Origin of the sequence: Paenibacillus woosongensis, from assembly GCF_030122845.1 — a bacterium.
Classification (GTDB): Bacteria; Bacillota; Bacilli; order Paenibacillales; family Paenibacillaceae; genus Fontibacillus; species Fontibacillus woosongensis_A.
On record NZ_CP126084.1, the window covers coordinates 2,062,003 to 2,086,642 of the forward strand.

A 24,640-nucleotide genomic window follows, 5' to 3' on the forward strand; every position below is an offset into this window, starting at 1 on the left:
GCGAAGGGCCATTAGCTCACCAGCTTCAAACCGATAATGGTGAAGATAATGCCTAGAATACAAATGATTCTTAACGCATTTCGCGGCTCCTTAAAAAACAATATTCCGATCAAAGTAGAGCCAAGCGTACCAATTCCCGTCCAAACTGCATATGCCGTCGATAGAGGGATATCCTTCATCGCATAGGTTAAAAAAGTAAAGCTGATGATAAATCCGGCGATTAATATCAAGTTATTTAGAAAATTGCTCCGTTCAGCGACCCTCTTCACGCCGATGACACCAATAATTTCAAATAGCCCTGCGATAATCAAATAGCCCCATGCCATTTATGCCCCCTCCTTTTTCACGCCGCCATCGGAAATTTTCAAACCAATGATGAATGCTGCCAATAGAAGAATCAACAGGATTTTGACCCATCTAAAAGGCTCTTGAAAATAAAACATGTCAACGAGTATCGTCCCGATCGTACCGATTCCGGTGAAAATGGCATATCCCGTTCCGACTGGAATCATCTTCGTAGCTCTTATTAATAACTCGAAGCTAAGAAGAAGGGCGATTAAGGTGAGAATTCCCAGCGAATTGTTCTTAAGAGCAGCAGCCCAATAAATTTCTATGAGTCCCGCAGCGATCAAAAATAGCCACGCCATCCGCCTTGTTAATGGCTTGCTTTGTTTGAGAATACTGCTTTCTTTATTTTGATTTGAAATCACAGTTCTTTCCTCCTTTTTTTAGCACAGTTGTGTTATTTAAAAACATATTACCACAACTAGCTTATTTGATACAAGTGTATTATTTAATTGCTTATGTTCTCTTTTTTGGTTACACTGAATTTATGCCAAAAATCGTAGATCATGAAGAACGACGGGAGCGCATTGCCAAGGCGATGTGGCAGGTTATTCTGGATAAAGGAATGGAAGGGGCGACAGTGCGTAATATTGCACAGGAGGCGGGGCTCTCGCTTGGGGCATTACGCCACTATTTTCAAAACCAGGATGATCTGCTTGTCTATGCGATGACGCTGGTCAAGGATAGAGTCACTGCTCGCATTGAGGCGATTATGAAGCGGGGTTTGCCGCCGAAGGAAATGGTCATGGCGATGCTTCTTGAAATCGTGCCGATTAATGAGGAAACACGCATTGAAATGGATGTCTGGTTTGTCTTTGTTGCCCATGTGAAGCATCGGAAGGATACGGTCGGACTAATTCATGATGGACTATTTGAAGCGTTCCAAAAAATGGTCGGTTATTTGCATTCCACAGGGTGGTTGAAGGAAGGCTTGAGCCTTGAGTTCGAAATTGAACGGCTGTACGCTTTGATAGATGGGTTAGCCATGCATGCACTACTCGATCCTGAGCGGGTGGACCGAAACCGTGTCATCGACGTGATTCGCTATCATCTCGATTCGATTTGCAGGGCCTGAGGAAGGTTTCGGGCGGGGACATCTTGGCGCAAGCGGCGCTGCCATACTTTATTTTTCTGACAGGGAGTACAGGAGGAGATTCAATTTGCTGTTAAATGATAAAGTAATCGTAACAGGCGCGGCTTCGGGGATCGGAAAAGAAATTGTACAGCATTGCCTGCGTGAAGGGGCTTCAATTATTGCCTGTGACATCAACGAGCATTCGCTCCATGAACTGGAGTCTTCCATGGATGCACCAGGAACTCTCGCAACCTATCAGCTGGATGTCAGCAATTACAGCGAGGTTGCTGCCTTTTTTGCTTATATTGCAGAGAAGCATTGCGATGTCAACGGCTTAGTCAATAATGCGGGCATTTATTTGGCCAAAAGCATTATGGATTACCAGGAGGATGAGATCAGCACGGTGATGGATGTGAATATTAAGGGGGCGGTTTATTTCTCTCAGATGTTCGGCAAGCTGCTGATCGGAAATGAATCCAACAGGCGGAAGGGAACGATTGTGAATATTTCTTCCGTATCGGGGATCGAAGGAAGCTCAGATGCTGTCTATGGGCTATCTAAAGCGGCTTTGCTCGGATTAACGAAAAGCTGCGCAATGAATTTTTCGCCGTACATACGCGTCAATGCGGTTGCACCGACGATGGTAAACACGTCCATGATGGACGTCATCCCTGAATGGAGAAAGCAGGAATATCTCAGCCACCAATTAATCGATTCCCCCGTACTTCCTGAGGATGTGGCTGAAACGGTAATATTCCTATTATCGGAAAAATCCAGACACTATACAGGAGCTACCTTTGATTTAAATAATGGCTGCTATTTGAGGTGACGAGAAATTTCGATTGGAAAACAATCCAGGTCTGGATTATTGGTATGCCATGGATATGGTGCAGGCGCTGGATAGCTGGCAGGAATGCGTTCCAGTTGAACAATACAGCCATAAGGAACAATGTTTTCTCCACGGATACCGATCAGAGCATGCTCATCCAATTACGGGCCAACTTAACCAATCACCTGCAGGAACGCTCGTCCGGTTTTGGGCGGGAGCTGCAGCGAGTAGAGAAGAGGTGAACTTGATGTACAGAGAGATACCGGATGCAAGAACATGGACGAGAATAAAGCAGATTCACGCAGGATGGTCGGATGATAAAAAGTATTATATTCAGACGAACGACGGCAGGGAATTGCTGCTTAGATTGGCGGACATATCTCAGTACGAACGGAAAAAATGGGAATACGAATCTGTTCATCAGCTAATACATATGGATATCTCTATGTCCCGACCAGTGGATTTTGGCATTTGCAATGAAGGCAGGTCCGTCTATATCCTGTTTACATGGGTTGAAGGTGAGGATGCAAGAGAAGCTATTCGTAGGCTTGGTCCCTTAGAACAATATCGGCTTGGCTTGAAGTCGGGAGAAATATTAAGAGCTATGCATGAAATTCCGGCGCAGATTCAGTCTTCATCTTGGGCTGAGCGCTATAATCTGAAAATCGATAAATATATCGCCAATTATAGGACGTGCGGGATTCATTTTAAGGGAGCGGAGCAAGTTCTAAACTATATTGCAGCCCATCGTTATTTATTGGAGAGCAGGCCGGTGACCTTTCAGCATGGCGATTATCATCTCGGAAATATGGTCGTTTCAGGCTCCGGGGAGCTGGGTATCATTGATTTTAATCGCTTAGATGATGGAGACCCTTGGGAGGAGTTCAATCGTATTACTTGGTGCGTCAAGGAAAGCGCGGAATTCGCTTCGGGCCGGATTCACGGGTATTTTCAAGATGAGGTGCCTGAATCGTTTTTTAAATTAATGGCGTTATATATAGCTTGCAATCAGATAGCGTCTGTTCCCTGGGCGATTCCCTATGGTGAAGCAGAAGTGAAATACATGCTGGAACAGGCGGAGCAGGTGCTAGCATGGTATAATGGCTTCGAAACTTCGGTCCCAAGCTGGTATTTGCCAAGTTAGGACATTGAAAAAGTCCCCGTTCAATAGTACAGTTAACAGAAGCGCATTTTGTGGTGATTTATTAGATAGAGATAGCATGGTACGAGTGAGGAGGAAATGTACGCAATGGTTAAAGTGTTATTTGTATGTCTGGGCAATATTTGCAGATCTCCGATGGCAGAAGCGGTATTTCGCAGCCAGGTGAATGAGGCCGGTTTAGCGGATCAGATCGTCGTTGACTCTGCGGGAACGGGGGACTGGCATATCGGCAAGCCGCCGCATGAAGGGACTCGCCAAATTTTAAAGCAATATGGCATCGATGATGCCGGGATGTTCGCCAGACAGGTCAGCAAAAATGACTTTCATGATTTCCAATATATCATTGCTATGGATGATATGAACGTCAAGGATTTGGCGCAGTGGTTTCCGGAGGACCGCAAGGTGGAAGTCAAGAAGATGCTTGATTTCGTGCCGAAGCATGCTGGAGGAAATGTTCCGGATCCTTACTATACAGGCAATTTCCAAGAGGTATACGAGATGATAGACGAAGGCTGCCAGCGTCTGCTGCAGGTTATTCGGGAAGAGCAGGGATTGAACTAATATCCGCTATAACATATAACGGCATGTCTTTCTGTCAGGAAGGATATGCCGTTTTATTGCTGCTGCTGATTGGGGTTAGTCTTATGTAGGGGGAGGGGAAATATACAGTTCATCCTAAAGGTTTAAGGCATTCATAAATAAAGTCAAGACATATCAAAGTTACTGTCATTCCGCAAGGGCGGTTGAACAATTAAGCACTTAACTTTCGCAGCGTGTAATCTGTAAATAATCCCTAATGTAACTGGGTAGTTCCTTGTCTGACCAAACTTCGTCAAGCCGTTCACCTTCCCACCTTAAAACTAACGATACACCTAGCTTTCAAGGTATATTTTATCTGTGAAAATCAAGAAAAAAATGACCCCGGATCGAACATCATCCAGAGGTCATTTTTTGTAACGCATGAAAATTAGGCTCAGCTAAACCAAATATAGCTATCCTAACCCCGGTTCCACTCAAACCCGACTTCCTTCAAGAACGCCCGGGCCAGTACCATATGCCCTGCATAGGAAGGATGGACGCGATCCCAGGCCAGCGTTGCCGGGTACAGCTCCTCAAGCACCACATTAAACGCCGCTTGGGTATCGACGAATACCGCACCAGTATCATCAGCGACCTTTTTCACGATCGCCCCGTATTCATCCATCGTCTTGCGCATTTTATCCTCGGGATTGGGCTCCAAATAAAACGGTGTCATCAATACGAGCCCTTGCAGATGGGGTTTCGTCTTGGCTACGAGATTGCGCAGAGTCTTTTCATATTCCTCGGCATAGACATGATACTCGGTAATCAGCGGCGTATCATATTGGCGCCATACGTCGTTAATGCCGATCATGATCGACAACCAGTCCGGCTTCTGGTCAAGTACATCCTCCTGCCATCTCTCCTGCAGGTCACGCACGGTGTTGCCGCTATTTCCTTTGTTCACTACCCGTATTCCCAGCTCCGGATAGACCGACTGCAGCAGGGCGTCAACGAGAGCAACATAACCTTTTCCTAAAGCGAAAAACAGTCCTTCTCCATTTGGCCGTTGACGCTCGCAATCCGTAATCGAATCTCCAATGAACAGCAGTTTTTGTCCTTTTTCCAACAGCATTCCTGTTTCAATCTCCCTTCGGGTTGTGACTGATGATCAATTCATGAAAACGCTACTAACTTCACATTTCTACCTGGACTTCTTTATTTCCTGCTTATGCTTTATGTTATCATTTAGATTAGGCAGCATGACTTTATAATAAGAAAGGTCGAGAATGATGATGAATTCGCCAACAAATGTGGTGGCCAAATTAAATCTGAACAAATACGAAACGAAGCTGATTCTAAATCAGCCAGAAGATATAGCGTACTTTAATGAGCTGCAATACGACTCCGAAATGACGAAGGAGAAGTATGATCTTATTTTTGTATTCATATTTAATATGGATCAGTTTAAGGAGTATTTGGACCTCATTATTCGTAAGCAGGCCATTCATGAGAATGGATATTTATTTTTTGCCTATCCGAAAAAAAACAACCGCAAATACAAGGAGTATATCGACCGGGACAGCTTTTTTGAACAAAACGCAGTGAATGAGGAAGGATATGTATCCGGCAGTACGTTGAAGTTTTCACGGATGGTCAGCATGGATGATGTCTTTACTGTTATAGGCTTGAAATCGCAAGCTCCAAGGAAGAGTAAACCGACTAACGCAAAGAGCAGCCAGCGGGTTGACGATTACGTGGATTATATCTCCAGCATTCGCGAGTATTTGAACAGCGATCAGGAACTGCTGGAACTATATGATCATTTAACGGCTGGTTATCAGAAAGACTGGGCACGTTATGTATACAGCGCGAAAAAAAGCGAGACCCAGGAGAAGCGTCTGCAGCAGATGAAGGATATTTTGGCTCAGGGCTATAAGTCGCTGGATCTATATAGAAGAAGAGAGCAGTAAGAAATTTATTTTTTATATTAGGGTTGACAGAAAGAGAAAAACGAGATATCTTTGATTCAAGATATTTGAACACAAGATAAATGGGGGGGTGACCGCAATGCCGGATCAAGAACATACCGCTTCGCTGAAATTGTTCGTTGTGCTCTCCAAAGCCTACAAGACGATCATGGATCAGGCGATCAGGGACATGAAGCAGCGGGGCTTATCCCCTTCGGAGTTTACAATTCTGGAGGTGCTGTATACTAAAGGGCGGATTCCGTTGCAGCAGATCGGCGATAAAATACTGATCACCAGCGGAAGTGTGACCTACAATATCGATAAGCTCGTTCAGAAAGGACTCATTCGGCGTGTACCCTGCGAGCAGGACAGAAGAGTGATTTACGCTGAAATTACGGCGGAAGGAACCGAATTGTTCGAACGGATTTTCCCTGATCATTCCGAATTCGTTCATTCGAAGCTGGGCGGACTTAGCCGCGAAGAGAAGCTGCAGGCCATCGAGCTCCTGAAGCGTCTGGGTAAAGGGGCCGAGGGCTCTTAGCAAGTGAGTCTGCAGTCAGTATTTCTTTTTTTTTCATAAATATCTTGAAATAAAGATAATGAAGTTCAAAATAATTTCGGAGGTTGAGAAATCATGTTGGATACAGGACTATTGTTGATCCGTTTAGTGGTAGGGATATTATTTATCGGTCATGGCGCACAGAAATTGTTCGGGATGTTCGGCGGTTACGGGCCAAAGGGCACGGGCGGATGGATGGAATCGATCGGCATCAAACCGGGGGTACTCATGGCGGTGTTGGCAGGGCTCATGGAATTTGTCGGAGGACTGCTCTTCACTTTAGGATTTCTTATGCCGCTGGCCGCTGCCCTCATTGCACTGGCTATGCTGGGAGCGATCGTCAAGGTGCATTTCAAGAACGGTTTGTGGGCAACGGCAAACGGCTATGAATATCCGCTGGTTCTTCTCGTTGTTGCCATCGCCGTCGCTTTGACGGGCGCAGGTGATATTTCGCTGGATGCTCTGTTGTAATAGAAAATAATACGTTAAATGAATGGAGAATTTTATCATGAGTGAATTTACGAATGTGGTAAAAGAGAGAAGGTCTGCGACGAAGTTCCATCCGGAAGCGAAGATTTCCGAGCAAGAGCTGGAGGAGATTTTCAGTCTTGTGAAGTATGCGCCGTCTGCCTTTAATTTACAGCATGCCCACTACGTCGTCGTCCAGGATCCGGAGAAGAAAGACAAAGTGTACGAGGCCGCGAACAAGCAATATAAAATTAAGACCGCCTCCGCAGCCATTCTCGTTCTGGGTGATTTGAATGCCTATGAAAATGTGAGACACCTTAACGAGGGAATGCTGCATTTGGGCATTATAAATAAGCAGGAGCTCGATATGACGGTGGAATCGGTAACTCAGTTCTATGAAAATCGGGGCGATTCTTTCAAACGGGATGAGGCCATTCGCAATGCGAGTTTGTCCGCGATGCTCTTTATGCTGATTGCCAAGGACAGAGGCTGGGATACTTGCCCGATGATCGGTTTCGATCCCGAGCAAATGCGGCAGGAATTGAACATTCCAGACCAGTACGTCCCGGTCATGCTGATTGCGCTAGGCAAGGAAGATGTGTCCGGACAGCGGCTGCGCGGTTATCGCAAGCCGGTCGGCGAGTTCGTTACGTATAACGGCTTCTAATTTTGAATAAAAAAAGGGGTGTATCACTATGAAACTGCAAACAGCGGGCATTCATCATATTACAGCATTCGCGCGGAGTCCACAGGAGAACGTCGATTTCTACGCCGGTATTCTCGGATTAAGATTAGTGAAAAGAACGATCAACTTTGATGCTCCCGAAGTGTACCATCTGTATTTCGGCGATGAGCATGGCAGTCCGGGAACGATCATTACCTTCTTTCCTTGGCCGGGTTCCCGGCGTGGGAAGGTCGGAGGCGGTCAGGTTGGGATCACGGCATACGTCGTACCGCCAGGAGCGCTGGGATTCTGGGAAGAGCGGCTGAAAGGCTTCGGCATTTCGCTGACGAAAACCTCGCGATTCGGCGAAGACTACTTGCAATTCCGGGATAACGAAGGGTTATGGATTGAGCTCGTAGAACGCGAAGCGGGCGCGGACAGCACCTGGTCGTTCGGAGGCATTCCGACAGATAAAGCGGTTAAAGGCTTTGGCGGGGCTGTTTTGTTCAGCGTGAATGCCAAGCAAACGATGCGGGTGCTGGAGGAAGTCCTCGGATTGAGCAAAGTAGCGGAGAATGAATTCTACGCCCGGTTCCAGGCTTCGGGAGAGATCGGCAACATCATCGATGTCCCGCTGAAGGACATGGAATGGGGCAGCGGCGGAGCGGGTACCGTTCACCACATCGCCTGGCGGGCAAAGGACTTCGATGAACACGAAGAGTGGCAGCAAAAGGTCGGCCAAAGCGGGTTTAACCCGACGCAAATCATCGACCGTCAGTACTTCAATGCCATATACTTCCGGGAAGAAGGCGGGATACTTTTTGAAATAGCTACCGATCCTCCGGGTTTTGCCCGAGATGAGGAGCCGGAGGCGCTGGGCGAGAAGCTGATGCTTCCATCATGGTTCGAGCCGGTGCGATCGCAGATCGAGGCTAATCTTGAGCCAATTGAAGTTAGGGTATTAAAGGAGGGGCAGAAGTGATGAGACATCTTTTTGAAAAAGGGATCGATACGAAGGCGCCAACGCTGGTGCTGTTCCACGGGACGGGCGGAACGGAGCGGGATTTGCTGCCGCTGGCCAAGCTAGTATCGCCGAACTCCTCTGTTCTTTCGGTAAGAGGGAACGTGCTAGAGAACGGAATGCCGCGGTTCTTCAGACGGCTCGCGGAAGGGGTCTTTGACGAAGAGGATTTGGTCTTCCGCACAAAGGAACTGCATGATTTTCTGGATCAATCTGCCAAGGAATACGAATTCGACCGGGGGAACCTGGTGGCGATTGGTTACTCGAATGGAGCGAACATTGCCGGCAGCCTGCTGTTCCATTATGAACATGCCTTCAGAGGGGCGATTCTCCATCATCCGATGGTTCCTCTGCGAGGTATCCAGCTTCCGAATCTAGCCGGGGTTCCCGTCTTTATCGGGGCGGGGACCAATGATCCGATTTGTTCTCCTGACGAGACGGAAGAGCTTGAGAAGCTGTTAAGCGGAGCGGGGGCCGACGTAACCGTGCATTGGGAGAATTTCGGGCACCAGCTCACCAGCAGCGAAGTCAATGCCGCGGCAGCCTGGTTTCGTGAAAAAATGGGGAGTGCCTGATGATATCGATTGATCCGTTATTGCAGAGCGAGCGGGACAATTACAAGCTGCTCATCGGCAGCATCATTCCAAGACCTATCGCTTTCGTGACGACCTTGTCCGAGAGCGGGGTGCTCAACGCGGCGCCCTTCAGTTATTTCTCGATCGTCTCGAGCTCGCCTCCGATGCTGTCCATAGCTGTTCAGCGCAGGAACGGAGTGGCGAAGGATACGGCCAGAAATGCGATCGCACGCGGGGAGCTTGTCGTTCACATCGTCGATGAAAGCATGGCCGCAGCCGTCAATGAGACCGCAGCGAATCTGCCGCCGGAGGAAAGCGAGATTGCCTTGACAAGTCTGACGACGATCGCAAGCGAAACCATTGCGGTACCAGGTATCCGGGAAGCGAAAATTAGGATGGAATGCGTGCTTGAAAAGCTTGTGACGCTGGGCGGAACGGAGGAGGCGCCGTCCACGGATCTGCTCATTGCCCGCATCGTACGATTTATCGTGGACGAGGAAATTTATGAAGAGGGCCGGATTGACCCTGTGAAGCTGAATCCGGTCAGCCGGCTGGCCGGCAGCGCCTATGCCGGCCTCGGCAGGTTGTTTGAGATTGAGCGGCCGCAATAAACGAAAGCTACCCCTGGCATCTGATGCCAGGGGTTATTCACATGGTTATGAATGATATCCCTTTGAAATATACTGGAACGGTGTTCGAGCGATTATTTCAGATCCTCGGAGTCCATAGGGTATTTCACGACAGGCCACTTCTCTGTGCGGAGGGCATTCAGCAGTTCGGGTCCGACATGCAGGTTGCTGGCGACAAGGCTCCGGGGGGTGAGAGCCATCCACTGATTTAAGGAAATATCGGCGAAGCGGTCGCTCTTGAATATTTCCAGAAACCATAGCGACTCTGTACCGGTATTTTGAATATAATGGCCATACGCAAACGGAACGTAGCCGACATCGCCCGCCCTGTAATCGAAGGTGCGAGCAACTCCGTTTCCGGCAAACACCGTCATGCGTCCTTGACCTGTAAGGTAATATTGCCACTCGTCATTATTGGGATGCCAGTGGAGCTCCCGCATGGCTCCGGGTTGGATCTCAACCAAGGCGGCAGCGACGGTCTTCGAGACAGGGAAGTTCGAAGAATCCACGATTCTCACGCTTCCGCCTGGGGTTATAAGCGGCCGCTGGGCCAGGAGACGGTGCTTGAAGCTGAGCGGAACGGAGCCGTAAGGGGACTCGGTCTTCTGGCTTTCCAGGGAACCCGGGACTCCGTCCTGGTAAATATATACCTGTCCGGAAGGAATCGAGGCAAAGGCTTTTTCCGAAACGCCGAAGTTGGCGGCCAATACATCCCTGGGCGTGTGGGCAAACCAGTCTGAAATGGACAGTGTGTTCAGGTCAGAGAATTTACCATCATCGAACACGAGCAAAAACTCGCAGCCTGTCTCCAGGCCCTGGATGGAATGCGGAATTCCGGCAGGAAAATACCATAAATCGCCTTCGCCGACGTCAGCGATAAAGTTGCGTCCGTTCTGATCCACTGCGGTAATCCTCGCTTTTCCCCATATCATATACGCCCACTCCGCCTGCTGATGCCAGTGCAATTCCCTTACTCCTCCCGGAGTCAGGCTCATGTTCACGCCAGCCAGCGTCGTGGCGATCGGTAAATCGCGGACGGTAATTTCGCGAGACCAGCCTCCGTGGTTTAACTGCATATGGGTATCGGAAAATGACATTTTCAGATTAGGCACCAAGCCGGCGTCTGTAGGAGGGGGAACGAGGAGATCCGGGTTTTCAAGATCTCTCCATACATCCCGCGGGCCATAGTCCGGCCCTCCCGCGCCGTCGCTTCGGATTGGCTGAGGCACGATAAGGGGCTTGGCATGCCCAGGATAAGCCTCTTTCATGGTAGTTGTCCCTCCAATTGCATCGGATTTACAAGTCCTCAAACTATTTATATGGGGGAATGCTTGGATTATATGAGGGCACAGATAACGCCCAGGTTTATTAGCGGAGATTCTCTATGATATAATTTCGCCTAAAAGGGGACAAGGCGGTGACGGAATATGGTTTATATAGCTCTGCTGCGAGGGATCAACGTAGGAGGCAAAAATATCCTGAAAATGGCGGAGCTCAGGCGCGTATTGAAAGAGGAAGCAGGCCTCGCCCGAGTACAAACGTATATCCAGAGCGGAAATGTCCTGTTCGAATCGAGCGAAGAGAAATCCGTACTGTGCAAACGGATCGAGCAGGTGATCAAGTCTGCCTTCGGAATGTCAGTTAGCGTCATTGTGAGAACGGCTCCGGAGCTGCGCAGCATTGCAGAGCGAAGTCCCTTCACTGAAGAGGAGCTTGCCAAAGCAGCCGAATCATCAGTTGGGGAGAGCCTGTACGTCTCCATTTTGCAGGAGGAATTGCCTGTTGAGCAGGTAGAGAAGCTGCACTCTGCTGATTTTGGTGAAGATAAGTACGTCATACTAGGCAAGGAAATCTATCTGCTGTACAGCAATAGTTCGCGCAATTCAAAGCTGTCCGGCAGACTGGATAAATTAGGCGTTCCAGCAACGGTCCGCAACTTCAAAACGCTGAACAAACTCATTGATCTAGCTACTGAAATGGAGCAGGATATATCATGAATACGGTTAAGTTCATGGAGAGCAGGTCAACAAGGCCTGTTTTTATTTGGAAAAAACTATGATTTTGAAGATATATCCTTTAATTTACACTATATCATTCACAGTAAATTACTATAATATGGAAAATGTAAGCGCTTAATATATCTGCTTTCCTGCAGATGGAGGTGATGCCGTTTCTTGAGACGAATGGAGTCGCGCAAAAGAAAGCTGAATTTTGAAGGAGGTAAATTCATGTTAAAGTCAAAATCGAAATTGGCGGTTTGGCTGACTACAGTTGCAATTATGGCTTCCTTGTTTTCTCCAGCCTTGGTTAAGGACGCTCACGCGGGGATAGCTAACGGCAGCAAGTTTTTGGGCAATATCATTGCAAACAACGTTCCTTCCAGCTTTGCTACGTATTGGGATCAGGTTACGCCTGAGAATTCAACGAAATGGGGTGCGGTAGAGGCGACGCGCAACAGTATGAACTGGAGTGCGGCGGATACAGCGTACAACTATGCGAAAAGCCGAGGAATGCCTTTCAAATTCCATACGCTGGTCTGGGGGAGTCAAGAGCCATCCTGGATTAGCGGCCTCTCCGCCTCCGAGCAAAGGGCAGAGGTGACCCAGTGGATTCAAGCCGCCGCCCAGAGATATGGAAATTCGGAATTTGTGGATGTCGTGAACGAACCGCTGCACGCGAAGCCTTCGTATAGGAATGCCATTGGCGGGGATGGAGCCACGGGCTGGGATTGGGTCATCTGGTCTTTTCAGCAGGCAAGACAAGCCTTCCCGAACTCTAAGCTGCTGATCAATGAATACGGAATTATCAGCGATCCCAACGCAGCGGCCCAGTATCTGCAAATCATTAATTTGCTTAAGGCCAGAGGGCTGGTTGACGGCATAGGAATCCAGTGTCACTATTTTAACATGGATAACGTATCCGTCAACACGATGAACAATGTCTTGAATACGTTGGCGTCGACGGGGCTTCCGATTTACGTATCCGAGCTGGATATAACAGGTGATGACAATACCCAATTGCAGCGGTACCAACAGAAGTTTCCTGTACTGTGGGAGCACCCATCCGTTAAAGGCATCACCTTGTGGGGATATATTCAAGGACAGACCTGGGCGTCCAATACGCATTTGGTGACCAGCTCCGGTGCCGAGCGGCCAGCCATGCAGTGGCTGAAGCAGTATTTAGGCGGAGGAGGAGGCGGCCAGCCAGGAACAGGCACGGGTTCGGGCGCCTATGCAAACTTTGAATCGGGTACGGATGGATGGTCCGCCAGCAACGTCGTATCCGGACCATCTTCCTCGGCCGATTGGAGCTCGAAGGATGCAAGATCGCTGAAGTCGACGATTAACATGTCCAGCGGCAGCGGGCATTACATGTTCAAGAGTGGAAACGCAGATTTCACCGGCTACAACCAGCTTAGAGCAACAGTAAAAGGCGCTAATTCTGGTAATTACGGCTCCGGATTAGGCGTGAAGCTGTATGTGAAATATGGCAACAACTATGCCTGGGCGGACAGCGGCTGGAAGACAATCAGCGCCGGCGGCCAAACCGATCTGACCTTGAATTTATCCGGGGTGGACAAGGCCAATATTAAGGAATACGGTGTTCAATTCATCGGCGCTAGCAATGCGTCCGGCCAAACCTCTGTATATGTGGATAACGTGTATTTGTGGAATTAATGAATTAGAGTTTTTCTCCGAGCGATTTGTGAATAAGTTGCGATTGCAATGCGGTTAGAATGAATAGAGGTGGAGGCACAATGGGGCTTCCACCTTTTTGTTATGCGTCATTCGTGATATTCGGATTAAACACTGACGTGGTCACCAGCCAAATCGTCGCCGAATAGTCCACAGGAATCTTGCCTGCTAAGCATAGGGTCCTGCTCGACGCCGCGGCCGAAGCGGAGTATGCGGTCGATCAACTGGTATTGGGGAGAATATTAAGATAAAGTAGGATTAGGTTTGGATTTAGGTAAGCATGTACTCAGGTACTGCAATTGAGGGGTGTAAGTATGGCAGCAAGCAAAATTTTAGTAATAGGCAGCATTAATATGGATTTGGTGTTAAGAGTGCCATATATTCCGCAGGTGGGCGAAACCTTGCTTGGCAGCTCTGTAGAACGGGTGCCCGGCGGTAAGGGGGCCAACCAGGCGGTAACCGCAGCAAAATTAGGGGCTGACGTCTTCATGTTGGGCAAGGTCGGTGGGGATGAATTCGGCGGCCCGCTTATGGATAATCTGAGACAGGCAGGCGTAAACACAGATCATATCGATCTTGTAACTGCGGCAACCTCGGGGCTCGCCGTCATTCAAGTCAATGATGAGGGAGATAACAGCATCGTTGTGATGCCGGGCGCCAATGATCTGTGTAGCCGAGATTACGTGGCAGCGCATGAGGAGTTAATCAAGGCAGCGGACATCGTTATACTGCAAATGGAAATTCCCTATGAGGCGGTATACGAGGCTGTAGATCTGGCAAACAAGCATAGTAAAACGATCATATTAAATCCGGCCCCTGCACCGGAATCCATTCCTGATGAGGTGCTTGGAAAATTGGATTATTTAATTCCCAACGAGACTGAACTGGAGAAGCTTAGCGGACAGACCGTCAACTCTATAGCGTCCGCAGAGGACGCAGCCAAAGTGCTGCTGGCGAAAGGAGTGAGCAGACTCATCGTTACGCTAGGCAGCAATGGATCCCTGTACGTGGATGCGAATAAAACGGTTCATGTCCCGGCAAGAGTAGTGAAAGCCGTGGATACAACGGCAGCCGGCGACTCGTTTGTAGCAGCCTTTGCCGTCAGCTTGTCCGAGGGGAAGAGTGTGAAGGAGGCCATTTCCTTCGCAACGATAGTATCGTCAATCGTCGTTACCAAGGCAGGCGCGCAAACATCGATCCCAGAGCGGAGCGAGATCGACCTTCTACTGTAGGTTGAAGCAGGTAAGCTTATTTAGAACCGTATATGTTGTTGTTGTTGTTGTTGTTGTTGTTGTTTTGCAGCCCCGCTCGTAGGAGCGGGGTTAGGAAGCTAATCTTAACGGACCTGGATTCCGCTATTTCGGCAAAAAGCTGCAAAATCAGAAGCTAACGGACCGTAGTTCCGCTATTAAGCGTAATTCAGAGAGATTTACATCGTGAATAGGTCAATAGCTGATCCTGTGTCCGTTAGCTTCTAGAAAACGTTTAAAAGTTTGAAATAGAGGATCTGCTGTCCGTTGGCTTTACCGAAATACCTCATCAGACCGTGTCCCTCATTCTTCGAGTTCCCAACTCATCTGTTATAATCTCAGCTTATAGCTTCGCCCTCGCTGCTTCCCGCTAGCAATGCTTAGAATGCTCATGTCAATTAGCCCATGCAGAATCCGTCTGGCATGGCGGTCGCTGACCCGCAAATGATGGGCAAGCTCGGAGGGGGTAAAGGGGCGCAGCATCCGGCGGGCAAAACGTATCGTTTCAGCTTCAAGCCAGGACAATTGGGAAGGGGCATCTATGGAAATAAACCTGCCTATGAAGGATAGAACGAGCTGCTGGCATTCCTCAGGTTCATCTTGAATGGATAAATAAGCGATCGGCAGAAAAATCCAACCATCCAGAGCAAGTAAACAATGCCTTCGGCAAAGATCCTTGAATCTTCTAACATCCAAATCCCTCGCGTGAGGTCCGTACCCCTGAATTTCAATTCCGCCTTTCGCATCCCCAGGCATGTATGCCAAATCCAAATAACGATATCCGCTATGGAAATCGCGTACCTCCCACTCGGGATACAGGTTGTTAAAATTACCGACCGCAGGAAACCAAACTGACCGCAAAAACGCCACTGTCCCATGTCCGAGTCCCTTTTCAAGCAGCTCCAGCCGCCGATGGTTCTTTTCCTCTGAAATATGTTTCTGCATCCAGTTGTCATACTCTTCATTAAAACGCTGCATTGTCTGCTCACCCTTTCATCAATATAAATCGGCAGCAACTGGAACCAAAAAAGCCGCTCTGATCTAGCATCGCCTTTCTTTGGCAAGAAAGGGATGCTTGTATCAAAGCGGCATGTGCTCCATGACCGATTCCATGTTGAAATTAATGACATCTAAGGTAAGTATAGAATGAAACTGTCTTAGTTAGCAAGCTTAACGTCTCAGTAGTGTTGGACACTTAATTCGTTCTATGTATGTTACAGGATAAGGCGGATGATATAATTGCAGAGTCAGGAGGGTTGTACAGATGAATACTCAACAATTTCTGCAGCTCGCGATCGATTTAGCCCGCAGCAACGTGAAGGAGAAGGGCGGCCGTCCGTTCGGGGCCGTCATTGTGAGGAACGGAGAGGTCGTGGCGACCGGCGTCAATACCGTGCTGAAAACGAAGGATCCAACGGATCACGCCGAGATGAGAGCGATTCGGGAGGCCAGCCGCGTATTGGGAAGCGAGCTGCTGTCCGACTGCGAGATTTACGCTAGCGGGGAGCCGTGTCCCATGTGCCAGGGCGCGATTCAGCGGGCTGATCTGAAGGCCGTCTACTACGCAACCCCCAAGGAGGTTGCCATGGAGGCAAAGGTCGTTCCGGCGGGGAGCAACCCGAATATTCCTTTTCAATACGTCGAGATGGCGAATGGATCTGAGCCTTTTGAATTATGGACCAAGCGCAAGGAAAATACGGAGTAGGGCAAACAGAACGCCATGCGCTTCGTCATAACGCTGCGCGGGCAGCAAGAACAGGCCATTCCCAGCAGTTGGGGTGGTTTTTACTTTTATTTTGGAGAAATTAAAGTAAATTGTGCATTGTTCTTATACAAATCAGCTATTTGAATTGCTAATATAATAGGAGAATTTTCGAAGCGCTCGCCTGTAATTACTTGGAAGCGCTATCTTGTTGTCATCGGGGAGTGAACTGTCATAATACGCGTAGCTATTATCGGTACAGGGTCTATTGCACATTCTCATGCGGCCGCTTATGCCTCTTTTTCAGAGCGCTGTAAGGTGGTTGCTTTAGTTAATCGTCATGAAGACAAAGCCATTTTGCTTCGGGACAAATTTCAATTCGACTGCAAAGTCGTGCAGGATTATAAAGAGCTGCTTCATGAGGAGGATATCGACTTGGTGTCCATTTGTACTCCGCCTCAAACGCATGCCGAGATGGCGAGTGATTTGCTGCGGGCAGGGAAGCATGTGCTCGTCGAGAAGCCGATGGCGATGTCGCTTGAGGAATGTGATCAAATGCTGGCAGCTGCCGCTCAATCCGGATGCATTCTGTCCGTCGTGGGCCAGAACCGCTTCCATGAACCCAATTGGAATTTGAAGCATATCCTAGATTCCGGCTTACCGGGGAAAATCGTCCACGCCCAGGTCGATTCATATCATTGGCGCGGCGAGAGTTATTACGATCTATGGTGGCGCGGAACCTGGGAGCAGGAGGGGGGCGGCTGCACGCTCAACCATGGCGTTCACCACATGGACATGCTGTTGTGGATGATGGGGATGCCGCAAAGCGTACAGGCTGTCATGAGCAACACCTCGCACCGAAATTCGGATGTCGAAGATATCTCCATTGCGATCCTATCTTATGCGGATGGGAGCCTGGCGCAAATTACGAGTTCCGTCATCCATCATGGGGAGGAGCGGCAGATGGTATTTCAGGGCGAGCACGCCCGTATTTCTTCTCCCTGGAAAGTGTACGCCTCGACGGCGAAAGACAATGGGTTTCCTGAGCGGAACCCTGCTTTGGAGACGGAAATCGAAGCTTACAGGGATGGGATTGAACCGCTGCTGTATAGCGGGTTCGAAGGGCAGGTTGATAATATTTTGACAGCCATCGAGAATGGATCGCATCAGGTACTTATTGACGGACAGGACGGAAGAAATGTGCTGGAGCTGATTACGGCCGTTTACGAGGCATCCATCACGAAGCAGCCCGTCAGCCTTCCATTGGCGAAAGACAATCCTTTTTATACGCGGGAAGGCTTATTGGCCCGAGCTCCCCGTTTTAACGCCAAAACGAGGCCAGCATTAAATGCGAGTGAAAAGCAATAAGTCGGGAGGAAGACGAGATGAAGCCAGTAAAATTCAGCATTATCGGCGGGGCAGGCTTTCGGGCCCAATATTTTTTGCGTATTGCGGAGGCTCTGCCGGAGATTTTCCAGGTCAGTGGTATAGTCGTCAGGAACGAGTCCAAAGCAAGAGCAATGGAGGAGCGGTGGGGTGTGACGACTTATCGTTCGCTTGAACAGCTTCTGAAGAGCGAAAGTCCCGATTTTATCGTCGTGTCGGTCAACGGAGCAGCAGGGACAGAATATTTGTTCCAGCTGGCTGAGGCGGGCATACCGGCACTGATGGAGACGCCGCCGGCACCGGATCTGGAGGGCCTGGAGCTGATGCATGATCGGCTAACGGCAATAGGCGCTCGCGTTCAAGTCGCGGAGCAATATCATTTTCACCCTATCCAAGAAGCGCGTCTCGCTCTTATTCGCTCGGGAAGACTGGGAAGAATTACGGAAACGACCGTTTCTATCTCCCATCTTTATCATGGCGTCAGCTTGATCCGTAAAATGCTGGGCATCACGTTCGAAGAAGTTAAAATCAGAGGTATGCGTTTCCAGTCCGAATGGGTGCAAGGCCCGACGCGCCAAGGCCCGCCGGCCGAAGATGCGATGATTCCTTTGCAGCGGGATTTAGCTTGGCTTGATTTCGGCGACCGGCTCGGCATTTATGATTTTACGAAGGATCAGCATCGTTCCTGGGTGCGTTCGAACCATCTTTCGGTTCGCGGGGAACGCGGAGAAATATTCGACAACCGCATCTTAATCCAGCAGGAATCGACGGTACCGCTGCAAATGGAGCTAAAACGGATAAACAAAGGGGAGCTCGAAAATCAGGAGGGTTACTTCCTGCAGGGCATTTTGTGCGGCGACCAATGGCTCTATGACAATCCGTTTGCTCCGGCAAGGTTGTACGATGATGAAATCGCCATCGCCCGCTGTTTGCAGCGCATGGCTGAGTATGTCCAAGGCGGACCCGAGTTCTATAGTCTTGCGGAAGCGTCACAGGATCATTATTTGGGGATGCTGATCGAGAAGGCGATCCTAACCGGGGAGACGGTTACATCAACGAGACAGCGCTGGGCGCTGGATCGGCCATAACAAGATACAGCCCGACGCCATGGATTGAAGGCGTTTGGGCTGTTTTTTAGAACTCGAGCCTCCTGAACTCCCTGCCCACTGGCCGTAGAAATTAAAGCTTTCAAGCCGTCTTCCTGTTCTGTTAGAGCGGTATCGCTTACGCCTTTGCTTTGCAGGTAGCGATGATCCTCCGTCGCGTTGCTTGTGCGAAATTCGCATACTCTGTGCTGAATGACGCTGACAGGGGACTCCACCACATTTACCGGGATTTCCTTGAAGCAGCGGAAGCGGGCGTTCTCCAGCGAGTCGGTGGGGTGATAAAACGAATATTCGATTTCTGCGTCAAATATGTCCTTATACCACTCGTAGGAGCGGTCAAAAGCGGTCAGACTGATATATCGAGCCTGGCAGGGTATTGATGGCGCTTGGGGACCGCCATATCCGGATCAGGAAATTTGGCAGCGGTTATAAAGTCGTTTGTTCCCAAGGGGAAAAGGTAAGCGGGCATTGTCCCGCAGTTGACGTATTGTTCGAATCCGTCGCCAAGGAAGCCGGCAAAGAGGCGCTAGGTGTAATTCTGACCGGCATGGGTTATGACGGAGCGAGAGGCATGCTCGCCATGCACAGAAAAGGAGCAAGGAGATCGGGCAGAACGAGGAATCGTCAGTTGTTTATGGAATGCCCAGGGCTGCCTATGAACTGGGCGCCGTGGAGAAGCAGGCTGCGCTACAGAACATTCCCAGCCTGATCAACGCCATGCTATAATCGGTTAGAATGAAGGATCGAGCAATGTAATGAAGGAGGACTCCATTTGGCGATTACGATACAGCAGGTTTTGGATCAATTGATGGCGCCAGCGCCCGCTCTGGAGAATACGGTGGACAGGCTGCTAACGGGAGATCCGGGCACCTCCGTAACTGGAATTGGCATTACATTTATGCCGACGCAGCAGGTGATTCAGCAAGCCGCCGATTTGGGCGTCAATTTGTTGATTACTCATGAAGGCCCTTATTACAGCCATCATAGCCAGACGGATTGGCTGCAGGGGGATTCGGTCTATGCACAGAAGCAGGGATTGATCGAAGCATCAGGGCTGGCGATGTTCAGGCTCCATGACTACATTCACAAGTACGAGCCGGACGGAATTACGGCTGGCTTAGTGCAGGCATTGGACTGGGAGGATTGTATTGATCGCATTCACCCGGCCTCAACGATCCTTGATTTACCGGATATGACTGTAGCCGAGATTGCGGATCATTTGAAGCTGAAGCTGAATGTCCCATATATCCGTGTTGCCGGGGATATGACGATGCGCTGCAGACGGACAGGGTTGCTGGTCGGGTATCGCGGCGGTGGCGCCAATGCGATTCCTTTATTTGCCCAAGAGAATCTGGATTTGATTATTGCCGGGGAGGGGCCGGAGTGGGAGACCCCCGAATACGTGCGAGACAGCTGGCAGCAGGGACGGTCTCGTGCCTTAATCATGCTCGGGCATGCCGAGAGCGAGGCGCCTGGCATGAAAGCTTTAGCGAAGCGGCTGGAAACGTGGTTTCCAGCAGTTCCGGTTCATTTCCTGGCGGAACAGCCGCTATATCAAATTGTGTGATCATCCATACGCCTGAATAGCAAAGACGGCGCCCGAGGTTTCCTCGCGGCAGCCGTCTTTGTTTTTGATTGCTGCAAAAATAAATCCGCATGAGTTAACTTATTTGGATTCTACGTAAGTTTCTCCGACGATTTGCGAAAGTGAATACTTGTCCGCAGGGAGGGACTTTTCTAGAAACGTTGCCACTTCATGCTGCTCAAGATCGTACATGATTTCAATTTCTTTGGAGAATAAACGCTGCTCTCTCATCAGTAGGGCTGCTACTTCCGGAACGGCGCGTACTTGCAGGGATTCTGCTTCCAGTACTTGGGACAGGGTCTTCACATAGTCTGCTAATGATCTGGCCCCGACGATTTTCACGCCCTTATTGTCACTATTGACCATAATGATCGTCGGGAAGCCACGTACTCCAAGCGACCGGGACAGCTCGAAATCCTCCTCCAGCAAACTCTGTGCAGCCGGCATGGCGGCTTGGTCTACAATATCGGCTCCATCCAGGCCCATTTGGCTGACGATATCGGCGAGCACTTCGTCGGTACCGATATTTCGATTGAAGGCAAATACCGCTTCTCTTGCCCGCCGCAAAAACGTATCCGCCAGCTGCACATTCTGCTGCTGAATGATTTTATATACGCGAGAGGGAATGTAAGAGGATTGCACAGGATTGTCCAGCCACAGCGAGCCGTCGATCGGCATGCGGGAATGCTCGCCCACTTCGCGCCAGTGGCCGGCTACATCCGCCGGACTTTGAATGCCGTTGCTGACATCGGCAAAGCCGTTCCAGCTCTCCAGCAATCCGCCCATTACCGTGTGGAACTGGAAATAATGTCCGTATTGCTCCTGAAAGCGTCTTAGTACGGGCTCAAGCGCCCAGCAGTGGGAGCAGATGGGATCGGTGACATAGTACAGCTTCACTTTCTTCTCAGGCTCATTCAGATCGATAAGCTCCACCGTATCGTCGCCGGCTTCACCGCATACTCCTGTCTGTAAATCACACATCATATTCTGGTTTGTCATTTGTCTTCTTCCTCTTTTCCATGTAGATTCTCATATTGCTGCGCCCATTTCTGGATAGGCGTTAACGCTGCCGTTAAAGACCGGCCCTTCTCCGTCAATTCGTATGAAATGGTAACCGCGGGGTTTGCCGTAATCTTCTTCTCGATTAAACCGTATTCGATCAGCTCGGCCAGCTTCAAGGACAAGGCCCTTGACGTGATGTCCGCTAGATCCCGCTTGATATCCGAGAAATGAGCGGAACCATTTGCGCATAGGGACAGATAATGAAGGATCAATCCATTCCACTTCTTCCCAAGGATGCGGAAGGAATACTCTAGGTACGGGCAAACTTGAATAATTATCGCCTCCCTATGTGATATGAGGTATATTAATTATATCTAGTGTAAAAAATAAAGCAAGTATAAAAAATATACATAAAATTTATGCAGAATTGTGCTCGCTCCGATAAAATAAGGGGGGATGTCCGAAAAATTTACATTTTCTCAGGAGAGCGTTATGACGGGATTTTTTATGACGATTTGGCAGCAGCTTGGCATTGAGCCTACAAATGATATCAAGGAAATTAAGCGGGCATATGCCAAGCAGCTTCAGATTTATCATCCAGAGGAAGACGCCGAGGGGTATCAGGCGCTCCGTGAGGCATATGACCGGGCAATAAAGCTAGTTAATCAGCGGATGGATCGTTCAGATGATCACATCCCTGTTCAAACCATAGAGCGAGACGAGCCAGAAGGCCAAGAAGATCAAGAAGAACAGGAAGGCGATGAGAACGCGGCCGTTTTCATTTCTAGGCTCTCGCGTGATGCTGGGGTTGTTTTTTCGGAACCGGAGCTTTATGAACTTGGGGATTCCTCTGGAAGTGTCGATGAGTTCATAGCGCAAGCAATCGCCATATATGACCATTTTCCAACCCGGATTTCAAGAGACGCATGGATTGAGCTGCTCAATTCCAAGATAGCTTGGGACATCTTTAGTAAAGATGAAATTAACAGGCGAATGTTCGAGGTACTAAAAAGCCGCCGCTATTTGCCTCAAGAAGTATGGCAGCTGCTGGAGGGATTCTTTGGATGGAGACACGAGTTTACGGCACATTGGAAAGATCAAGAATACGCTGGAGCCGATCCCTTCCTGGAGTACTATGACAAGCAGTTGGCCGAACCTGGGCTAAGTTATGAGTTTTTGTTAGGTGCGGGCGATATCGACTATGACCGATTTTTAAGCTGCCGGTATAAGGGCTTTCAAGCACTATTCGTCAATGATTTGAAGGAAGCAGGGAGATTTCTTGAAGAAGCCTACGGTCTCTTTGCCGATGATCCCGATCTGCTCCGTCTGCTGGGCGAATATTATTTGCGAAAGGGGAACGAGGAACAAGCGCTGCAGGCTTATGGGAGGCAGATCAGAGTCGTGCCGGATGAGATGGAGGGCTACCTTGCTCGGGCTCGCATCCTCTTCCGGCAAGGACAGTATGCCCAAGCTGTAGAGGACTATCAATGGGTGCTGTCTCGTGTACCGCACCTGATGGAAGCCAAGCTGTCGCTGGGCCATTGCTGGCTGAAGCTAGGCCAGGAAGACAGGGCCAGAACATATTATCTGGAGGTGGCAGAGCAGGCAGATCCCGCTTCTCTGGAGGCGGTACAGGCGCTGCAAGGATTGGCTCATGCTCACCCTGAACATGTTAGAAGGCTGTACAATGAACGGAAAGCAGCCCGACGGCAGAAGTTCAAACTGAAATTTTCCTGGCTGCAGATCTGTGTGTTTGTATTGACGCTGCTCAGCTTAGGCTGGTATGTGCATTCTCTGATGATGGAGACAAACATCAAGAAGACCGCTTCGGTTACAAGCCTTGATCAACTGGAGAATGCCCCAAAAAACAGCCATGTGGCCATAACTCTTACGGACGTATTGGACGTTGGTTTAGGCCTGTATGAACTGCAAATGGGCGAAATGAAGGGAACTACAATGATTCAGGGGAGATCCGCATCTGAGAAGAATTTGCAGTATTACGGCTTTGCCAAGCGCTATATTTACATTGGAAGCTTTGAAGGGCAGCACGTCGTATTTCTATCGGAAAAATGGCTTGGGGACAGCGCATCGCTGCTGATGCGCCCCGTGACCATCACCGGGTATGCCCGTATGCTGGAGTCCACGGATGTTGAGTCTGCGGTCTCTTTTTCACTTCGTGGTCTGCCCGCCGGAACCGAGAAGCCGTTAAAGCTTTATCCGAAATATATCGAAGAAGGTCCGCAGCTTCAGAACAAGTCCATGGTCGGCCGGGGCAATTCGATGGCTTTTTATTTATTCCTTTGTTTTGTAACCTGGGGTCTTCGTTTGCATATGAAGAAGAAAAAAGCATCGAAAGCTGCTTATTCGGAAAGGACAAGCCTATGATTAGAGCATTGAGAAGTCGGATTTTTTATTGTGCGATGACTGAAGCACTGTTTTTGAATGACCCGCTGAACGATCGCAGCGTCGGGGGGCTGAATCGGCTCAGCGTGCTGTCCAGCCAATTGCTCGACAATTGGATGTATCATCACTATGGAATAAAGAGTTCAATAACTTGCGATAGAAAACTGAAATGGCTGCTGTACGAGGGATACAGATCAGAGTTCAAGCAGTTGAGGGATAGTCTGGCTGCCCTGCCAATGACGGAGCGCGACCTGTACATTGCCAGTCTTCCAGACTCCGATGAGCGGAAGAGCAAATTGAGGCGGGTTAACCAGCTCATGCCTTATTTGATCCGGCCGGGGATTGCGGCTTATGATTATGCGTTATATCTGGCCGTTGCTCAATCCGGCGTCAGATTGGGTTATTTGGCTTTCAATGAAGCGCGGATCTTTTCCCGAGAAATTGCCAAGCTGGCTCAGAGCCAGTATGAGAGCTGGGACGAATATCATCTGGCCTGCATCGCCGGTATGCATTATCTTAGCGGCAACGATAAACCTCAAAAAGAGGATTACATCACGTATATGCACGCGCGAATGCTGTCCCGAAGGCTCAGTCCCAGCAAGCGGATCAGTTGGCGAGCCAAATTGTAGGGCTCAGCATGAACAAAAGGCCATTAGAGAAGGCTTGATCACTGGATCAAGCCTTCTTCCAAATTA

At 49.4% G+C, this 24,640-nt stretch carries 27 protein-coding genes and 2 pseudogenes; 22 read left to right on the forward strand and 7 right to left on the reverse strand.

Features of this window, described 5'->3' with window-relative positions:
- Positions 1–11: 11 nt before the first annotated feature.
- Complete coding sequence (locus tag QNH46_RS09210; protein WP_283927835.1) at positions 12–326, reverse strand: DMT family transporter; 315 nt, start codon at positions 324–326, stop codon at positions 12–14.
- Entirely contained in the window at positions 327–710 is a 384-nt protein-coding gene (locus QNH46_RS09215) for a DMT family transporter (protein ID WP_347342967.1), read from the reverse strand. It lies immediately after the preceding gene.
- Positions 711–832: 122 nt separating this feature from the next.
- Here QNH46_RS09215 and QNH46_RS09220 point away from each other — a divergent pair, with 122 nt between their 5' ends.
- From QNH46_RS09220 to QNH46_RS09235, 4 genes are all read left to right on the forward strand, one after another.
- The gene (locus tag QNH46_RS09220; RefSeq protein WP_283927836.1) at positions 833–1,420 is read left to right on the forward strand and encodes a TetR/AcrR family transcriptional regulator; all 588 of its coding nucleotides are present in this window, start codon (positions 833–835) and stop codon (positions 1,418–1,420) included.
- Between the two features lie 85 nt (positions 1,421–1,505).
- Positions 1,506–2,249: an SDR family NAD(P)-dependent oxidoreductase gene (locus QNH46_RS09225; protein ID WP_283927837.1), complete on the forward strand. Its 744-nt coding sequence runs from the start codon at positions 1,506–1,508 to the stop codon at positions 2,247–2,249.
- Between the two features lie 238 nt (positions 2,250–2,487).
- Complete coding sequence (locus QNH46_RS09230; RefSeq protein WP_283928390.1) at positions 2,488–3,393, forward strand: aminoglycoside phosphotransferase family protein; 906 nt, start codon at positions 2,488–2,490, stop codon at positions 3,391–3,393.
- 105 nt (positions 3,394–3,498) lie between these two features.
- Entirely contained in the window at positions 3,499–3,972 is a 474-nt protein-coding gene (locus QNH46_RS09235; RefSeq protein WP_283927838.1) for a low molecular weight protein-tyrosine-phosphatase, read from the forward strand.
- A 436-nt stretch (positions 3,973–4,408) separates the two neighbouring features.
- Here the strand turns inward: QNH46_RS09235 and QNH46_RS09240 are convergent, their stop codons facing one another.
- The gene (locus tag QNH46_RS09240; RefSeq protein ID WP_283927839.1) at positions 4,409–5,065 is read right to left on the reverse strand and encodes an SGNH/GDSL hydrolase family protein; all 657 of its coding nucleotides are present in this window, start codon (positions 5,063–5,065) and stop codon (positions 4,409–4,411) included.
- A gap of 157 nt (positions 5,066–5,222) precedes the next feature.
- On the opposite strand from QNH46_RS09240, the gene QNH46_RS09245 reads away from it, so the two are divergent.
- From QNH46_RS09245 to QNH46_RS09275, 7 genes are all read left to right on the forward strand, one after another.
- The gene (locus QNH46_RS09245) at positions 5,223–5,903 is read left to right on the forward strand and encodes a YdeI/OmpD-associated family protein (RefSeq protein WP_347342968.1); all 681 of its coding nucleotides are present in this window, start codon (positions 5,223–5,225) and stop codon (positions 5,901–5,903) included.
- 97 nt (positions 5,904–6,000) lie between these two features.
- Positions 6,001–6,441, forward strand: a complete 441-nt coding sequence (locus QNH46_RS09250; RefSeq protein ID WP_283927840.1) for a MarR family winged helix-turn-helix transcriptional regulator — start codon at positions 6,001–6,003, stop codon at positions 6,439–6,441.
- Between the two features lie 93 nt (positions 6,442–6,534).
- On the forward strand, positions 6,535–6,930 hold the full coding sequence (locus tag QNH46_RS09255; RefSeq protein ID WP_283927841.1) for a DoxX family protein: 396 nt from the start codon (positions 6,535–6,537) through the stop codon (positions 6,928–6,930).
- A 37-nt stretch (positions 6,931–6,967) separates the two neighbouring features.
- Positions 6,968–7,594 (forward strand): nitroreductase family protein, encoded by a 627-nt coding sequence (locus QNH46_RS09260; protein ID WP_283927842.1) that lies wholly within the window; start codon positions 6,968–6,970, stop codon positions 7,592–7,594.
- 28 nt (positions 7,595–7,622) lie between these two features.
- Positions 7,623–8,573, forward strand: a complete 951-nt coding sequence (locus QNH46_RS09265; protein WP_283927843.1) for a ring-cleaving dioxygenase — start codon at positions 7,623–7,625, stop codon at positions 8,571–8,573.
- Positions 8,573–9,187: an alpha/beta hydrolase gene (locus QNH46_RS09270; RefSeq protein WP_283928392.1), complete on the forward strand. Its 615-nt coding sequence runs from the start codon at positions 8,573–8,575 to the stop codon at positions 9,185–9,187. Before QNH46_RS09265 ends, QNH46_RS09270 begins: the two co-directional genes overlap by 1 nt.
- Positions 9,187–9,798, forward strand: coding sequence for a flavin reductase family protein (locus QNH46_RS09275; RefSeq protein ID WP_283927844.1), 612 nt, complete (start codon positions 9,187–9,189; stop codon positions 9,796–9,798). Before QNH46_RS09270 ends, QNH46_RS09275 begins: the two co-directional genes overlap by 1 nt.
- Positions 9,799–9,890: 92 nt before the next feature.
- Here the strand turns inward: QNH46_RS09275 and QNH46_RS09280 are convergent, their stop codons facing one another.
- Positions 9,891–11,084: an oxalate decarboxylase family bicupin gene (locus tag QNH46_RS09280; protein WP_283927845.1), complete on the reverse strand. Its 1,194-nt coding sequence runs from the start codon at positions 11,082–11,084 to the stop codon at positions 9,891–9,893.
- Between the two features lie 159 nt (positions 11,085–11,243).
- Between QNH46_RS09280 and QNH46_RS09285 the strand changes: the two genes are divergently transcribed.
- From QNH46_RS09285 to rbsK, 4 genes and pseudogenes are all read left to right on the forward strand, one after another.
- A complete protein-coding gene (locus QNH46_RS09285; protein ID WP_283927846.1) occupies positions 11,244–11,813 on the forward strand; it encodes a DUF1697 domain-containing protein in 570 nt (189 codons plus the stop codon).
- Positions 11,814–12,095: 282 nt separating this feature from the next.
- Positions 12,096–12,998 (forward strand): annotated as a pseudogene (locus tag QNH46_RS09290) (endo-1,4-beta-xylanase); the annotation flags it as partial.
- Complete coding sequence (locus QNH46_RS24430) at positions 12,975–13,493, forward strand: hypothetical protein (protein WP_347342992.1); 519 nt, start codon at positions 12,975–12,977, stop codon at positions 13,491–13,493. The pseudogene QNH46_RS09290 and the gene QNH46_RS24430, both read left to right, overlap by 24 nt.
- A 332-nt stretch (positions 13,494–13,825) precedes the next feature.
- Positions 13,826–14,743 (forward strand): ribokinase, encoded by a 918-nt coding sequence (gene rbsK / locus QNH46_RS09295; RefSeq protein ID WP_283927847.1) that lies wholly within the window; start codon positions 13,826–13,828, stop codon positions 14,741–14,743.
- 348 nt (positions 14,744–15,091) lie between these two features.
- Here the strand turns inward: rbsK and QNH46_RS09300 are convergent, their stop codons facing one another.
- Entirely contained in the window at positions 15,092–15,739 is a 648-nt protein-coding gene (locus tag QNH46_RS09300; RefSeq protein WP_283927848.1) for a transcriptional regulator, read from the reverse strand.
- Between the two features lie 286 nt (positions 15,740–16,025).
- On the opposite strand from QNH46_RS09300, the gene QNH46_RS09305 reads away from it, so the two are divergent.
- The 5 genes and pseudogenes from QNH46_RS09305 (at position 16,026) to QNH46_RS09325 (ending at position 20,522) form a co-directional block, all read left to right on the forward strand.
- Positions 16,026–16,466 (forward strand): nucleoside deaminase, encoded by a 441-nt coding sequence (locus QNH46_RS09305; RefSeq protein WP_283927849.1) that lies wholly within the window; start codon positions 16,026–16,028, stop codon positions 16,464–16,466.
- Between the two features lie 231 nt (positions 16,467–16,697).
- On the forward strand, positions 16,698–17,831 hold the full coding sequence (locus tag QNH46_RS09310) for a Gfo/Idh/MocA family protein (protein ID WP_430691928.1): 1,134 nt from the start codon (positions 16,698–16,700) through the stop codon (positions 17,829–17,831).
- Between the two features lie 17 nt (positions 17,832–17,848).
- Entirely contained in the window at positions 17,849–18,937 is a 1,089-nt protein-coding gene (locus QNH46_RS09315) for a Gfo/Idh/MocA family protein (protein ID WP_283927850.1), read from the forward strand.
- A 397-nt stretch (positions 18,938–19,334) separates the two neighbouring features.
- Positions 19,335–19,681, forward strand: a pseudogene (locus QNH46_RS09320) (CheB methylesterase domain-containing protein).
- A 46-nt stretch (positions 19,682–19,727) separates the two neighbouring features.
- A complete protein-coding gene (locus QNH46_RS09325; RefSeq protein WP_283927851.1) occupies positions 19,728–20,522 on the forward strand; it encodes a Nif3-like dinuclear metal center hexameric protein in 795 nt (264 codons plus the stop codon).
- 99 nt (positions 20,523–20,621) lie between these two features.
- Here QNH46_RS09325 and QNH46_RS09330 read toward each other — a convergent pair whose 3' ends face one another.
- On the reverse strand, positions 20,622–21,539 hold the full coding sequence (locus QNH46_RS09330; protein ID WP_283927852.1) for a DsbA family oxidoreductase: 918 nt from the start codon (positions 21,537–21,539) through the stop codon (positions 20,622–20,624).
- A complete protein-coding gene (locus QNH46_RS09335; RefSeq protein ID WP_283928394.1) occupies positions 21,536–21,874 on the reverse strand; it encodes a winged helix-turn-helix transcriptional regulator in 339 nt (112 codons plus the stop codon). The genes QNH46_RS09330 and QNH46_RS09335 overlap by 4 nt, the downstream gene beginning before the upstream one ends.
- Positions 21,875–22,034: 160 nt before the next feature.
- On the opposite strand from QNH46_RS09335, the gene QNH46_RS09340 reads away from it, so the two are divergent.
- Entirely contained in the window at positions 22,035–23,927 is a 1,893-nt protein-coding gene (locus QNH46_RS09340; protein ID WP_283927853.1) for a J domain-containing protein, read from the forward strand.
- An 8-nt stretch (positions 23,928–23,935) separates the two neighbouring features.
- Positions 23,936–24,574, forward strand: a complete 639-nt coding sequence (locus tag QNH46_RS09345; protein WP_283927854.1) for a DUF1266 domain-containing protein — start codon at positions 23,936–23,938, stop codon at positions 24,572–24,574.
- The last annotated feature ends 66 nt before the right edge of the window (positions 24,575–24,640 follow it).